The organism is Rhizobium sp. PDO1-076 (genome assembly GCF_000247475.1).
Taxonomy (GTDB): domain Bacteria; phylum Pseudomonadota; class Alphaproteobacteria; order Rhizobiales; family Rhizobiaceae; genus Allorhizobium.
Genome location: NZ_AHZC01000111.1, coordinates 63,182 through 77,355 on the forward strand (window position 1 = coordinate 63,182; position 14,174 = coordinate 77,355).

Here is a 14,174-nt window from a genome sequence, read left to right on the forward strand (position 1 = left end):
CTGATTAACATCATGGCGACTTCGACCACCAGATGGAGGGAAAGCCGATGCCATAAGTGGGCAATTCGGCGTGATCGAACTTGTCCCAATAGGCGATGCGCGAGGACCGCAGCGTATAAGTGGGCAAGGTGTAATTGCTGGCGAGCAAGACACGGTCGAGCGCCTTGACCGTCGGGATCAGGGTGTCGCGATCCTTGGCGAAAATGATCTGGTTGATCAGCTTGTCGATCCCGGGGTCGGAAATACCGGCATAATTGCGCGATCCCGGCTGATCGACGGACTTCGAGCCCCAGTAGTCGCGCTGCTCGTTGCCCGGATTGAGGCTCTGCGCCCAGCCGAGATAGATCACGTCATAGTCGAAGCTGCGGACGCGGTTCGCATATTGGGCCGAATCGACGGTTCGGACATTGGCCTGGATACCGATCTTGCGAAGATTGTCGGCGAAGGGAATGGCAACACGCTCGATGGTCGGACCATTCAACAGGATCTCGAACTGCAACGGGGCACCGGTCGCGGCCAGCACCATCTTGCCGTTGCGCAATTCGTAGCCGGCTTCCTTCAACAATGCGAGCGCCTGGCGCAGATTATCGCGCAGCTTTGCGCCGTCGCCGCCGACCGGGTTCTTGTATTCCTGCGTGAGGACTTCCGGCGCGACGTCGCTGCCCAGACCTTTGAGGATCTCCAGTTCCTTGCCTTCGGGCAGACCCTTGGAGGCCAGTTCGGAGCCGTAGAAATAGCTGTCGATGCGCTTGTATTGATCGAAGAAGATTGTCCTGTTCAATTCCTCGAAATCAAACGCGTAGTTCAGGGCCTTTCGCACGCGGGCATCCTTGAACATTTCACGGCGCATATTCGGAACGAAGCCGACGAGAACACCCGAGGTCTTGTATTCGTTGTCGAGGACCTGGCGCTTGACCCGGCCATCGGCGACAGCGGGGAAATCATAGGACCGTGCCCAGCGCATGGCCGAATTCTCGGCCCAGAAATCGACGCTTCCTGAACGGAAGGCTTCGAACTCGACGTCCAGGTCGGCGAAATAGGTGTAGGTCTGGCTCTTGAAGTTGTTATAGCCGATGTTGACGTTGAGATCCTTGCCCCAATAGTCATCGCGCAGTTCATACTGGATCTTGGCGCCGGGGGTGAACGCGGCGATCTTGTAAGGGCCCGATCCCAGGATCGGCTCCAGCGTGGTTCTGGAAATGTCGCGTGGCTTTCCATCCGGGCCGATGGCGGTCCACCAGTGCTTCGGGACGATATCCAGTTCGCCGACAATCACCGGCAGTTCGCGATTGTTCTTCTCGTCGAAGGTGAAGGTGACCTCACGATCGCCAGTCTTTTCCGCTTTCACGACGTGATTGTAGTAGGTCGAGTATAGCGGATTGAGTTCCTTGAACTTGTCGAAGCTGAAAATGACATCCTCGGGTGTCACCGGCACGCCGTCGGCCCATTTGGCTTCCGGCCGCAGGCGGAACCTGGCGTAAGCGTAGTCCTCCGGATAGGAGACGGCTTCGGCCAGCAGGCCGTAGACGGCATCGACTTCGTCCATGGATGGCTTCAACAGCGTTTCCGTGACCAGCGACAGCCGTGGTGCAAGGCCTGCGGCCAGTTCACCCTTGTCGAGAACCGGATTGAAGCTATCGAAGGTGCCGGACGCCGAGAGGTTGATGTTTCCAGCCTTCGGCGCATCGGGGTTCACATAGGCAAAGCGCTCGAAGTCCTTGGGGTACTTTGGCGCCTCGATGACGGCGAGTGCATGACGCCATTCCGGTTCCTGTGCCTGAACGCCCAGAGCCGGGCTGCAGAGCAATAGTCCGAGAAACGATGCCCCAATCCGCCTTGCCAATGCCATCCGCCAACCCCTTTTGTTTTCGCTTGCATGCAGAATAGGGCAAATGACGGCAAAATACAGACGGCTGACACAGAAGTGAGCGGGTGCACATTCGCAGATTCACCAAAATCGCCATTCAGGATAGACTCAGGTGAATCGTTCGGGGCCGCAATCCCGGATGCCGTGATGAATGAGGATGGATGACGATGAGATCGGTGAAACGCTCCGGCAGGATTGCCAAGGCCATGATGCTGGTGGCTTCTCTTGCCGCCGCCGCCGCGCCCGAGGCAATCGCCGCCGATGGGCCGCCGGCCAAGGAATTGTTTGGCGGCATGAAACTTCCCGCGCGGGCCGAACCGACTGCCTATGGCTTCTATTCCAAGGGTTGCCTTGCCGGTGGCGTGGCCATCCCGACCGACGGGCCGACGTGGCAGGCGATGCGGCTGTCGCGCAACCGGCGCTGGGGCCATCCGCAGATGATCGCGACGCTGGAGCAATTGTCGCAGGATGCGGCACGCTATGACAACTGGCCCGGGCTTCTTCTCGGCGACATTTCACAGCCGCGTGGTGGACCGATGCTGACTGGCCATGCCTCGCACCAGATCGGGCTCGACGCCGATATCTGGCTGACGCCGATGCCGTCGCGCACATTGACCACCAGCGAGCGGGAAAACATTTCAGCCACGACCATGCTGAAGCCGAAGGCGTTCTTGACCGTCGATCCGAAGGTCTGGACACCGGCGCATGCGGCCGTGATCATGCGGGCAGCCAGCTATCCGCAGGTCGAGCGCATCTTCGTCAATCCGGCGATCAAGAAGAAGCTGTGCGAAACCTGGACCGGCGACCGCAGCGATCTGGGTAAGGTTCGCCCCTATTACGGCCACGACTACCATTTCCATGTGCGGATCAAATGCCCGGCGGATTCCGTCGGCTGCAAGTCGCAGGATCCGATCGGTCGTGGCGACGGATGCGACAAATCGCTGGCCTGGTGGTTTACAGATGAGCCGTGGGCGCCGCCGAAGAAGGATCCGAACGCCAAGCCGGCGCCGAAACCAAAGCCGATGCAACTGTCGGCCTTGCCGAAGGCCTGCGCGATGATCCTCAATGCACCATCGCCGGATAGCGAACTTGAGGCAACCTATCGCGGCAACGGCCGGATGCCGTCGACAGCATCGGCGTTTTCGGCGCCAAGCACGCCTACAGCGGATGGAACGGCGATGTTTGCATTGCCCGCCTTCGTTCCCGTTCCGCTGCCGCGGCCGGCGGGTCAGTAAGAGAAACGCGGCTTGGGGCCGGTGGCTTTTCAAGCCGCCATTCCTCAGCTACAGGATCTAAGTCAAATCGATTTAAAAGAGCCGCAGATCCTCATCATGACCCGCGCAAAATGCATCGCCCTGATTGCCCATGACCAGAAGAAAGACGACATGGCGGAGTTCGCCCGGCGTCACCAGGCTCGCCTCAGCGGCTGGCGGATCGTTGCGACCGGCACGACCGGCGGCCGGGTGAAGGATGCCTGTCCGGATCTCGATGTCACGCCGCTGAAAAGCGGCCCGCTGGGCGGCGACCAGCAGATCGGCGCACTGATCGCGACCGGCGAAGTGGATGTGCTGGTGTTTTTCGTCGATCCGCTGACCTCAATGCCGCATGATGTCGATGTGAAGGCATTGATGCGGCTTGCCACGGTTTACGATATTCCCATGGCGCTCAACCTTGCGACTGCCGAAATCCTGATGACCACGCCGGTCGCCTGAAACAATCGCTTCACGCGGCTCGAAACGGATAGACCATGGCCCAGACACCCAGCGAAGACCAACTCAGCTTCCCGATCCTGATCGGTGATATCGGCGGCACCAATGCGCGCTTTTCCATCCTGGTCGACAACAGCGGAGAAACCGTGCCGTTTCCGAATGTGGTGAACAAGGATTTCGCCACGATCGACGATGCAATCCGGCAGAGCGTCCTGGCAAAGAGCACGCACAAGCCGCGCACGCTGATCATCGCCATGGCCGGGCCAATCGATGGCGACGAAGTGCCGTTGACCAACTATCCCTGGGTGGTGAAGCCGAAGACGCTGATGGCGGAATTGGGCTTCGAATCCGTGCTGCTGCTCAATGATTTCGAGGCACAGGCGCTGGCGGCGGCGACGCTTGCGCCGCAATACCGGCATCCGCTGGGACCGGTCATCGATGCGCCCGTTGCATCGCGCGCCGTTCTCGGCCCCGGCACCGGTCTCGGCGTTGCCGGTCTGGTGCATGCCCGCGACACCTGGTTCCCGGTGCCGGGTGAAGGCGGCCATGTGGATGTCGGACCGCGCACTCCGCGCGATCAGCAGATCTGGCCGTTTCTGGTGCCGGTGAAGGATCCGACCGCAACACTCGGGCGCATTTCGGCCGAGGAGCTTCTCTCCGGCCGCGGCCTGATGAACATATATCAGGCGCTCTGCCGAGCCGAAGGCGATCAAGCGCCGCGATATAGTGAGCCTGCCGATATCTCCGTTGCCGGGCTCAATGGTTCCGATCCGCTGGCGGCCGAAGCCCTCAGCCTGTTTGCTACCTATCTCGGCCGGGTTGCCGGCGATCTGGCGCTGATCTTCATGGCGCGCGGTGGGGTTTTCCTCGCCGGCGGCATCTCGCCGAAGATCCTGCCGGCGCTGGAAAAGCCGGAGTTTCGCGCGGCCTTCGAGGACAAGGCTCCGCATACGGCGCTGATGAAAAGCATTCCGACCTTCGTGGTCACCCATCCGCAGGCGGCACTTTCGGGTCTTGCGGCCTATGCCTGCAATCCCGGCGGCTTCGGGCTTGCCACAGAAGGACGGCACTGGCACCGCTGAGCCGGCGCATGTGCCCAAAATTGGGCAGCTATGGCCAAACGCGGCGCGACTGGCTATAGAGCGGCGGTGTCCAGAAGGGCGCATTGAGCGAAATCGCACGGGAAGTCTTTTCTTGGACGCCAGCGGCACCAATAAAACAGTAGCAGATTCAGGCAGCGTCACAGCCATGCTGAAACGCATCATGTCGGAGAACGGCCGCGATCATATCGGCGGCTATGTCTTTGCCGTGATCTGTCTGGTCACGGTTGCCCTGACCACGGCATTCACAGCCTGGATCATGGAATCTGTGATTAATGAAACCTTTGCCAATCGCCGCGCCGATCTGATCTGGCTGATCTGCGGCGCCATTCTTGGCTCGTTCGTGTTGCGCGGGTTTGCCAGCTACGGACAGGCCGTGACGCTGTCGAAGATCGGCAACAATATCGTGGCGCGTTACCAGCGCCGACTTTTTGCCCATCTGATGACGCTGTCGATCGGCTTTTTCTCCGACGCGCGGTCGTCGCATCTGGCAGCGCAGATCAGCCAGAACATCGACGGGATCCGCGATGTGCTGAACCTGACGATTACCTCGCTGGCGAGAGACCTGCTGACGTTGATCGCGCTGGTGGGCGTGATGATCTACCAGGATGCGCTGCTGACGCTGATGGTCTTCGTCATCGCACCGCCGCTGCTTCTGGCGCTGCGCTATATCTCGAAGCGGTTGCGCAGCGCGACGCGCGAATCCGTGCTCTACAACGCGCATGTGATGGGCGCGATGCAGGAGACGATCCAGGGGATCGCGATCGTCAAGGCCTTCACCATGGAGGCCGAACTCTCGCGCAAGATCCAGGGCACGATCGACGCGGCCGAACATCGCTCCAACCGGATTGCCCGCCTGAGCGAGCGCACCTCGCCGCTGACGGAGACCTTTGCCGGCGTCGCCATCTCCAGCGTGCTTGCCTATGCCGCCTATCAGTCGATCTATGGCGGCATGCTGCCGGGCGCCTTCTTCTCCTTCGTCACGGCTCTGCTGCTCGCCTATGAACCCGCCCGGCGCCTGGCGCGCCTGCAGGTGCATATGGAACGCGCCGTGGTCAATGCGCGGATGATCTACGACCTTCTCGACATGCAGCCGCACCAGCGCGACAAGGACGGGGCAAAGCCGCTGTCGGTCAGCGAGGCGAAAATCGAGTTCCGCGATGTGCACTTTGCCTATGGCAGCAACGAAAAGACGCTGAAGGGCCTGAGCTTTACAGCCGAGGGCGGCAAGACGACGGCGCTGGTTGGCCCTTCGGGCGCCGGCAAATCCACCGTGATCACGCTCATTCCGCGATTTTACGATCCGATGGCGGGCCAGATCCTGATCGATGGCCAGGACATTGCCAACGTGACCAAGGCATCGCTTCGCCAGCACATCGCCTATGTCTCGCAGCAGCCCTACCTGTTCGAAGGCACGATCCGCGACAATATCCGCTATGGTCGGCCGGAGGCCACGGATGCCGAGATCGAAGTGGCGGCCAGGCTCGCCTATGCGCACGACTTCATCCTGGCCCAGCCGATGGGCTATGATACGCCGGTCGGCGAGAACGGCGTGACGCTGTCGGGTGGCCAGCGCCAGCGGCTGTCCATTGCCCGCGCCCTGGTGCGCAATGCGCCGATCCTGCTGCTCGACGAGGCGACGTCGTCGCTCGACACCGAATCGGAAGCCGCGGTGCAGAAGGCCCTGGACGAGGCGATGAACGGCCGGACCGTTGTCGTGATCGCGCACCGGCTTTCGACCGTGATGAATGCCGACAAGATCATTGCGATGCAGGACGGGCTTGTGGTCGAAGAAGGCACGCATGAGAGCCTTGCGAAGCAGCCGGGCGGGCTCTACGCTCGCCTCAACAGCCTGCAATCGGCGCCAGCCGAACCAGAAACGCTCTAGGGACGGATGACCATGGATACCCCGATGAAGCTTGTCGTTGTCGGTGCTGCCGGCCGGATGGGCAAGGCCTTGATCCAGGTGATTGCCGATGCCGACAACGTGGTTCTGCATGCCGCTCTCGGGCGGCCAGGATCGGTGGTGATTGGAAGCGATGCGGGTGAAATCGCTGGTGCAGGCCATCTTGGTGTAACGATCACCGACGATCCGCTTGCGGCTTTCCTGCATGCCGATGGGGTGATCGATTTCAGCGCCCCGGAGACGACGACGGAACTTGCGGCACTCGCCGCCCAGGCGCGTATCGTGCACATCATCGGCACGACCGGTTGCGGCCCGGATCATGAAGCGAAAATCGATGCGGCCGCGCGGCATGCCCGCGTGGTCAAGTCCGGCAATATGAGCCTCGGGCTCAATCTTCTGTCGGTTCTGGTCCAGCAGGCAGCGAAAGCGCTGGAAGCCTCGGACTGGGACATCGAGGTGCTGGAAATGCACCACAAGCACAAGGTCGACGCGCCTTCGGGCACCGCCCTCCTGTTGGGCGAGGCTGCTGCGGCCGGTCGTGGCGTCGACCTGGCCGACGCTTCGGTCCGCGTTCGCGACGGGCATACGGGCGCGCGTGAAGAAGGCTCGATCGGCTTTGCCACGTTGCGCGGAGGTTCCGTCGTTGGCGAACATTCCGTCATTCTGGCCGGTGAAGGCGAGTTGGTGACCCTGTCGCACAGCGCGCTGGACCGGACGATCTTTGCTCGTGGTGCCGTCAAGGCCGCCACCTGGGCCCGGGACAAGAAGCCCGGACGTTATACCATGCTCGATGTTCTCGGGCTTTCTTCCACCCACTGATCGTCAAGAGAGGAATTGCCGATGACCGGTACACTCGTGCTCGTCCGCCATGGCCAGAGCGACTGGAATCTGAAGAACCTGTTTACCGGCTGGCGCGATCCGGACCTGACGGAGCTCGGCGTGCAGGAAGCCAATGCCGGCGGCAAGGCGCTCGCCGACTACGGCATCAAGTTTGACGTGGCCTTCACATCGGTGCTGAGCCGGGCGCAGAAGACCTGCGACATCATCCTTCAAAACGTCGGCCAGACCGGCCTGACGACGATCAAGGACGAAGCGCTGAACGAGCGCGACTACGGCGACCTGTCGGGTCTCAACAAGGATGATGCCCGGGCCAAGTGGGGCGAGGAACAGGTGCATATCTGGCGCCGTTCCTATGATATCCCGCCTCCGGGCGGCGAAAGCCTGCGTGACACCGGCGCGCGCGTCTGGCCCTACTACCTGACCGAGATCCTGCCGCGCGTGCTGCGTGGCGAAAAGGTTCTGGTGGCCGCGCACGGCAATTCGCTGCGTTCGCTGGTCATGGTGCTCGACAAGCTGACCAAGGAGCAGATCCTGAACGTCAATCTCGCGACAGGCGTGCCGATGGTCTACAAGCTCAATGCCGATTCGACCGTCGCGTCCAAGGAAGTGCTCGGCGACATGTCCGGCGCCCACTAAGCGCGTCTGGAACAAAGCTTTCGGAAGCCGCCGCAAGGCGGCTTCCTGCGTTTCAGCTGCGGATTGTGAACTGGACACGGTCGGCCGGGAAGCGGGTCACCGCATACTGGATCGGCACGCCGTCGACATCCGTATTCAGGGCGCGGGTGATGAGAATGATGGCGCCCGGCGTCAGTTCCAGCGTCGCGACATCGTCCGGCTCGGCATGCACGGCCGAGATTTCCGTCACTTCGCGCAGATAATCACGCACGCCACAGGTAGCGAGTGCCTGGGTGATCGAACCCGTCCGGCGGAATGCCTCGTCTATGCCTTCGAAACGGGCCGCCGGGAACCACATGGTCGAGCAGGAAACGGCACGGCCATCGGCCTTGCGCACGCCGTCAAGGCGCAGGACTTCCGTACCTGCCGGCAGCTTCAGATGGCGGGCGAGTTCCGCCGTTGCACCCTCCCGTGCGGCGCTCAAAAGCAATCCCTTGATGTCGCGGGCCTGATCGCCAATGCCTTCGGTGAAGCGGGTGCGGCGGCCGATGGGGAAATCGAACTTGTCGCGCCGTTCGATCATGGTGCCGCGACCCTGCACTGCACGGACCATGCCTTCCTGCGCCAAGGCCGACAGGGCTGCGCGGACGGTGTGGCGATTGACGCCGAATTCCTCCGCCAGAGCCGTTTCGGCCGGCACCATGCCGGAAGCGTCATAGGCGCCACTTGCGATATTGGCGCGGATGCGGTCTGAAATCTGCCGCCACAGGGCCACGCCCTTCTGTCTCTGGATCACTGCCTGCCCACCGCTTGCCCCACGCCTGTCATATGCTTGTCACGCCTTGCGTTTACTCATACATTAACTTGTATGGTTATCTATATTATTAGACATTATGAGGAATTGCAATGGACGCTGTGACACAAACGATGACCGAGCAACACTCCGGTCGAAAGCATATCGTCGATCTGCTCGCACGCGCGACCAAGGCCGAACTCCGGACGGCTTTCGAAGCACTGTCTCCGGTACCGACCTATGCACCACTGCGTGGCCCGGAAACCGGGCTGGTGATGGTGCGTGGAAGGATCGGCGGCGGCGGGGCGGCCTTCAATCTCGGCGAAGCGACCGTCAGCCGCGCCAGCATCCGGCTTTCCACCGGAGAGATCGGGCATGGATACCGCCTCGGCACCGACCGGGCAGCGGTGACGCTGGCCGCCGTCTTCGACGCCATCGCCCACGACGAGGCTCAGCGGCAGGTGCTGGAAACGGGCCTGCTGGCCAAGGTCGCCGCACGGATCGCCGATGAAGAAAAGCGAACCGAGCAGGAAACGGCCGCCACGAAGGTGGATTTCTTCACCATGGTACGGGGAGAGGACTGATGGACAACAAAAATGAAAGCCTGATCGGCGGCTTTCCGGATGCCGTTTTCAACGCGCAGAACGTCTTTCGGGTGCTGATGGACTGCATGGCGCGGCCAGGGACGCTGGGCGCCGTGCTTCCGCCGGTGGCGCCGCCGGCGCCGCTTGGCATTGCCGCGGGTGCGCTGCTGTTGACGCTTTGCGATCACGACACGCCCGTGTGGCTGACGCCCGGCCTCAGCAAATCGGCCCTGCCCGAGTGGATCGGCTTCCACACCGGTGCGCCTTTGACCCGGGAAAAGATCGAGGCGCGGTTCGCCTTTGCCGAGGTCAAGGCGATGCTGCCCTCCTTCGCGCATTTTGCCCTGGGCAGCCAGGAATATCCGGACCGCTCTACGACCATCATCGTTGAAGTAGAGGCGCTGGACGGCGGCAGGCTTCTGCAGCTGTCCGGCCCCGGCATCCGCGAGACGGTGCAGATCGCGCCAAAAGGTCTGCCGGAGATGTTTCTCCGGCAATGGACGGACAATCGCGCGCTGTTTCCGCGCGGCGGCGATGTCGTGCTGACCGCCGGGCGCCAACTGATTGCCTTGCCCCGCACCTGCAAGATCACCGCTCTGGAGGCCTGAGCCATGTATGTAGCTGTCAAAGGTGGCGAAACCGCCATTGCCAATGCGCATCGCCTGCTCGCCGACAAGCGTCGCGGCGACCGCACCCTGCCGAGCATTTCCATCGACCAGATCATCGAACAGCTTGGCCTGTCGGTCGACCGGGTGATGGCGGAAGCCTCGCTCTACGATCGTTCGCTGGCCGCCCTTGCCTTGAAACAGGCGCGCGGCGACATGATCGAGGCGATCTTCCTGCTGCGTGCCTATCGCACCACACTACCGCGCTTCGGCACATCGCTGCCGGTTGAAACGGGTGCGATGCGCGTCGAGCGGCGCGTGTCGGCGACCTACAAGGACCTGCCCGGCGGCCAGTTGCTCGGACCGACCTTCGACTATACCCACCGCCTTCTCGACCCGTCGCTGCTTGAGGACGAGAGCGTCGATGAGCCGATGACGCGGGAAGATGGCGGCGAATATGTCATGCGCGTCTCCGACATTCTCGATGGCGAAGGCCTGATCGAGCCGGATGGCGAGATGCCGCAGGACCATATTGCCGGCGACATCACCCGCGAGCCGATGGAATTTCCGATGCCGCGCGATCTTCGGCTGCAGGCCCTGGCACGCAGCGACGAGGGTTTTCTGCTGGCGCTCGGTTATTCGACGCAGCGCGGCTACGGCCGCACGCATCCCTTTGTCGGCGAAATCCGCATGGGACAGGTCGAGATCGAATTCGATGTGCCGGAACTCGGCTTCTGTGTATCGCTCGGCGAAATCCGCGTCACCGAATGCCAAATGGTCAACCAGTTCAAGGGCTCGGCCAAGGCACCGCCGCAGTTCACCCGCGGCTATGGCCTGGTGTTCGGCCAGAGCGAACGCAAGGCGATGTCGATGTCGCTGGTTGACCGGGCGCTGCGCACGCAGGAATTCGGCGAGGATGTCGTCGCCCCGGCCCAGGACGAGGAATTCGTCATTTCCCATTGCGACAATGTGCAGGCGACCGGCTTTGTCGAGCATCTGAAGCTGCCGCACTATGTCGACTTCCAGGCCGAGCTCGATCTCGTCCGCCGCATGCGGGCCAAGCATGAAGCCGCACGCCAGGAACAGAACGATATCAAGGAGGCTGCGGAATGAGCGATCTCGCCACCTATAACTTTGCCTATCTCGACGAACAGACCAAGCGGATGATCCGCCGCGCCATCCTGAAGGCGATTGCCATTCCGGGCTATCAAGTCCCGTTTGCTTCGCGCGAAATGCCGATGCCCTATGGCTGGGGCACCGGCGGCGTGCAGGTCACGGCCTCGATCATCGGGCCGGAGGATGTGCTGAAGGTCATCGACCAGGGCGCCGACGACACGACCAATGCGGTCTCGATCCGCGCCTTCTTCCAGAAGGTCGCCGAGGTCGCCGTCACCACCCATACCGGTGAGGCATCGATCATCCAGACGCGCCACCGCATTCCCGAAGAGACGCTGCGGGAAGGCCAGGTGCTGGTCTATCAGGTGCCGATCCCCGAACCCTTGCGCTTCCTCGAGCCGCGCGAGACCGAGACACGCAAGATGCATGCGCTGGAAGAATACGGGCTGATGCATGTGAAGCTCTACGAGGACATCGCCAAGCACGGCCGCATCGCCACCACCTATGCCTATCCGGTGAAGGTGCATGGCCGCTACGTGATGGATCCTTCGCCGACGCCGAAGTTCGATAATCCGAAGATGCACATGTCGGAAGCACTGCAGCTGTTCGGCGCCGGTCGCGAGAAGCGGATCTATGCGGTTCCGCCATTCACCGAGGTGGTCAGCCTGGATTTCGAGGATCACCCCTTCGAGATCCAGACTTTCGACAAGCCCTGTGCGCTCTGCGGCGCCGAGCATGTCTATCTCGACGAAGTGGTGCTCGACGACAAGGGCGGGCGGATGTTCGTTTGCTCGGACACCGATCACTGCGAAACCCGCCAGGCCGAAGGCCATTTCGGCGCGATGCTGGCGACCAGCAAGGAGGCTGCGGAATGAGCGACCAACCGCTTCTCAAGGTTCGCAACCTGTCGAAATTCTACGGCAACCGGATCGGTTGCAACACGGTGTCCTTCGATCTGTGGCCCGGCGAAGTGCTGGCAATCGTCGGTGAAAGCGGCTCGGGCAAGACGACCCTGCTCAACTGCCTGTCGACCCGGCTGATGCCGACCACCGGCAGCGTCGACTATCACATGCGTGACGGCCAGTACCGAGAACTCTATCACATGAGCGAAGCGGAACGCCGTTTCCTGATGCGAACGGACTGGGGCTTCGTGCACCAGAACCCGGCCGACGGCCTGCGCATGACGGTCTCGGCCGGCGCCAATGTCGGCGAGCGACTCATGGCGATCGGCGATCGCCACTATGGCAATATCCGCCAGACCGCGACCGAATGGCTGGAGCGGGTGGAAATTTCCACCGACCGCATCGACGACCAGCCGCGCGCGTTTTCCGGCGGCATGCGGCAGCGCCTGCAGATCGCCCGCAATCTGGTGACCGGCCCGCGTCTGGTTTTCATGGACGAGCCGACAGGCGGCCTCGACGTGTCGGTGCAGGCACGCCTGCTCGATCTCGTTCGCGGTCTGGTCAACGACCTCGGCCTCTCGGCCATCGTCGTCACCCATGACCTTGCCGTTGCGCGCCTGCTGTCACACCGGATGATGGTGATGAAAGACGGTCACGTCATCGAGCAGGGACTGACCGACCGCGTGCTCGACGATCCCCGCGAACCCTATACCCAGCTGCTCGTATCCTCGATCCTGCAGGTCTGACGGAGAAAAACCATGGCAACGCCTCTCGTCGTCTCCGAAGTCTCGAAGAGCTTCACCATGCATCTGCGCGGCGGCCTCAAGCTGCCGGTGGTCGCCAATGTCTCGTTTTCCGTTGCGGCCGGCGAATGCGTCGTCCTTGGCGGCCCTTCGGGCATCGGCAAAAGCTCGATCCTGAAGATGCTCTACGGCAACTACGCCGTGGATGCCGGCCAGATCCTGATTTGCCACCAGGACAGAATGGTCGATATCGCCAGTGCCGACCCGCGCCAGGTGCTGGAGGTCCGGCGTGGTACGCTCGGTTACGTCAGCCAGTTCCTGCGCACGGTGCCACGCGTATCGACGCTCGATGTCGTGGCAGAGCCGCTGGTCGCCCGTGGGGCATCGGCCGAGGCCGCGCGCGCGCGCGCCGCCGAACTGCTGGCAAAGCTCAACCTGCCGCGCGATCTCTGGCAACTGCCGCCATCGACATTTTCCGGTGGCGAGCAGCAGCGCGTCAACATCGCGCGCGGCTTCATCACCGACCATGCGGTCCTTTTGCTCGACGAGCCGACGGCCTCGCTGGATGCGGCAAACCGCGCCGTGGTGGTCGAGATGATCCGCACCAAGAAGGCAGAAGGCGTCGCCCTGCTCGGCATCTTCCACGACGAGGAAGTGCGTGAACTCGTCGCCGACCGCATTCTCGACGTTTCGCAATTTTCGCCCCGGAAAGTGGCCGCATGAGCAAGCAACTCGGTCTACAGCCCTTTATTCACGAGACCGCGCGCGTGAGCAATTCGACGCTCGGTCGCTATATCGAAGTGTCGGAGCGCTGCCGGCTCGATGAAGTCGAAATGGGCGATTATTCCTACATCATGCATGATGGCGCGGTGTGGTGTGCAACCATCGGCAAGTTCGCCAATATCGCGGCCTCGGTGCGTATCAACGCCACAAACCATCCGACATGGCGGGCAACGCTGCATCATTTCACCTACCGGGCGGCCGACTATTTCGAAGGTGCGGAAAACGACCACGACTTCTTCGAATGGCGGCGCGAGAACCGCGTCAGCATCGGCCATGACGTGTGGATTGGTCATGGGGCAACGGTTCTGCCCGGCGTGACGGTCGGCAATGGCGCCGTGATCGGCGCTGGTGCCGTCGTGTCCAAGAATGTCGCACCCTACACGATTGTCGGAGGCGTGCCGGCCAAGCTCATTCGCGAGCGGTTTCCCAAGGCCGTGGCGGACGGCATGGAGCGGCTGGCCTGGTGGGACTGGGAGCATGACCGGCTTTTTGCGGCACTGGAGGATTTCCGCCACCTCGAAGCCGAAGCATTCGTTGCAAAATACTGCTGATTTCTATGTTAAATCATAGAGTTAGTTCATTTTACAAAACCGACATGAATCTGACATTGG

15 protein-coding genes are annotated in these 14,174 nt (G+C 62.0%); 13 read left to right on the top strand and 2 right to left on the bottom strand.

Going from position 1 to position 14,174, the window contains the following annotated elements; all coding sequences use genetic code 11:
* Positions 1–10: 10 nt before the first annotated feature.
* A complete protein-coding gene (locus PDO_RS08530) occupies positions 11–1,849 on the bottom strand; it encodes an extracellular solute-binding protein (protein ID WP_007600411.1) in 1,839 nt (612 codons plus the stop codon).
* A gap of 185 nt (positions 1,850–2,034) precedes the next feature.
* Between PDO_RS08530 and mepA the strand changes: the two genes are divergently transcribed.
* From mepA to PDO_RS08560, 6 genes are all read left to right on the top strand, one after another.
* On the top strand, positions 2,035–3,102 hold the full coding sequence (mepA, locus tag PDO_RS08535) for a penicillin-insensitive murein endopeptidase (RefSeq protein WP_007600425.1): 1,068 nt from the start codon (positions 2,035–2,037) through the stop codon (positions 3,100–3,102).
* Positions 3,103–3,198: 96 nt separating this feature from the next.
* A complete protein-coding gene (locus PDO_RS08540) occupies positions 3,199–3,579 on the top strand; it encodes a methylglyoxal synthase (protein ID WP_007600427.1) in 381 nt (126 codons plus the stop codon).
* A 35-nt stretch (positions 3,580–3,614) separates the two neighbouring features.
* Positions 3,615–4,658 carry a glucokinase gene (locus tag PDO_RS08545; protein ID WP_007600428.1) on the top strand — a complete coding sequence of 348 codons (1,044 nt, stop codon included), beginning with the start codon at positions 3,615–3,617 and terminating at the stop codon, positions 4,656–4,658.
* 166 nt (positions 4,659–4,824) lie between these two features.
* Positions 4,825–6,564 (top strand): ABC transporter ATP-binding protein, encoded by a 1,740-nt coding sequence (locus PDO_RS08550; RefSeq protein WP_007600431.1) that lies wholly within the window; start codon positions 4,825–4,827, stop codon positions 6,562–6,564.
* 24 nt (positions 6,565–6,588) lie between these two features.
* On the top strand, positions 6,589–7,401 hold the full coding sequence (gene dapB / locus PDO_RS08555; RefSeq protein WP_037073062.1) for a 4-hydroxy-tetrahydrodipicolinate reductase: 813 nt from the start codon (positions 6,589–6,591) through the stop codon (positions 7,399–7,401).
* Between the two features lie 21 nt (positions 7,402–7,422).
* Positions 7,423–8,058 (top strand): 2,3-bisphosphoglycerate-dependent phosphoglycerate mutase, encoded by a 636-nt coding sequence (locus tag PDO_RS08560; RefSeq protein ID WP_007600437.1) that lies wholly within the window; start codon positions 7,423–7,425, stop codon positions 8,056–8,058.
* Positions 8,059–8,110: 52 nt separating this feature from the next.
* Here PDO_RS08560 and phnF read toward each other — a convergent pair whose 3' ends face one another.
* On the bottom strand, positions 8,111–8,833 hold the full coding sequence (gene phnF, locus PDO_RS08565) for a phosphonate metabolism transcriptional regulator PhnF (RefSeq protein WP_007600439.1): 723 nt from the start codon (positions 8,831–8,833) through the stop codon (positions 8,111–8,113).
* A gap of 110 nt (positions 8,834–8,943) precedes the next feature.
* Between phnF and phnG the strand changes: the two genes are divergently transcribed.
* The 7 genes from phnG to PDO_RS08600 are packed head-to-tail and all read left to right on the top strand — an operon-like array spanning position 8,944 to position 14,114.
* Positions 8,944–9,414: a phosphonate C-P lyase system protein PhnG gene (phnG, locus tag PDO_RS08570; protein ID WP_007600441.1), complete on the top strand. Its 471-nt coding sequence runs from the start codon at positions 8,944–8,946 to the stop codon at positions 9,412–9,414.
* Positions 9,414–10,022, top strand: a complete 609-nt coding sequence (gene phnH / locus PDO_RS08575) for a phosphonate C-P lyase system protein PhnH (RefSeq protein ID WP_007600442.1) — start codon at positions 9,414–9,416, stop codon at positions 10,020–10,022. The genes phnG and phnH overlap by 1 nt, the downstream gene beginning before the upstream one ends.
* A 3-nt stretch (positions 10,023–10,025) precedes the next feature.
* Positions 10,026–11,132, top strand: coding sequence for a carbon-phosphorus lyase complex subunit PhnI (locus PDO_RS08580; RefSeq protein ID WP_007600446.1), 1,107 nt, complete (start codon positions 10,026–10,028; stop codon positions 11,130–11,132).
* Positions 11,129–12,010, top strand: a complete 882-nt coding sequence (locus PDO_RS08585; RefSeq protein ID WP_007600448.1) for an alpha-D-ribose 1-methylphosphonate 5-phosphate C-P-lyase PhnJ — start codon at positions 11,129–11,131, stop codon at positions 12,008–12,010. Before PDO_RS08580 ends, PDO_RS08585 begins: the two co-directional genes overlap by 4 nt.
* Complete coding sequence (gene phnK, locus PDO_RS08590; protein WP_007600451.1) at positions 12,007–12,783, top strand: phosphonate C-P lyase system protein PhnK; 777 nt, start codon at positions 12,007–12,009, stop codon at positions 12,781–12,783. The genes PDO_RS08585 and phnK overlap by 4 nt, the downstream gene beginning before the upstream one ends.
* A gap of 12 nt (positions 12,784–12,795) precedes the next feature.
* Positions 12,796–13,503, top strand: a complete 708-nt coding sequence (gene phnL, locus PDO_RS08595; protein ID WP_007600458.1) for a phosphonate C-P lyase system protein PhnL — start codon at positions 12,796–12,798, stop codon at positions 13,501–13,503.
* Positions 13,500–14,114, top strand: coding sequence for a DapH/DapD/GlmU-related protein (locus PDO_RS08600; protein WP_007600460.1), 615 nt, complete (start codon positions 13,500–13,502; stop codon positions 14,112–14,114). Before phnL ends, PDO_RS08600 begins: the two co-directional genes overlap by 4 nt.
* The last annotated feature ends 60 nt before the right edge of the window (positions 14,115–14,174 follow it).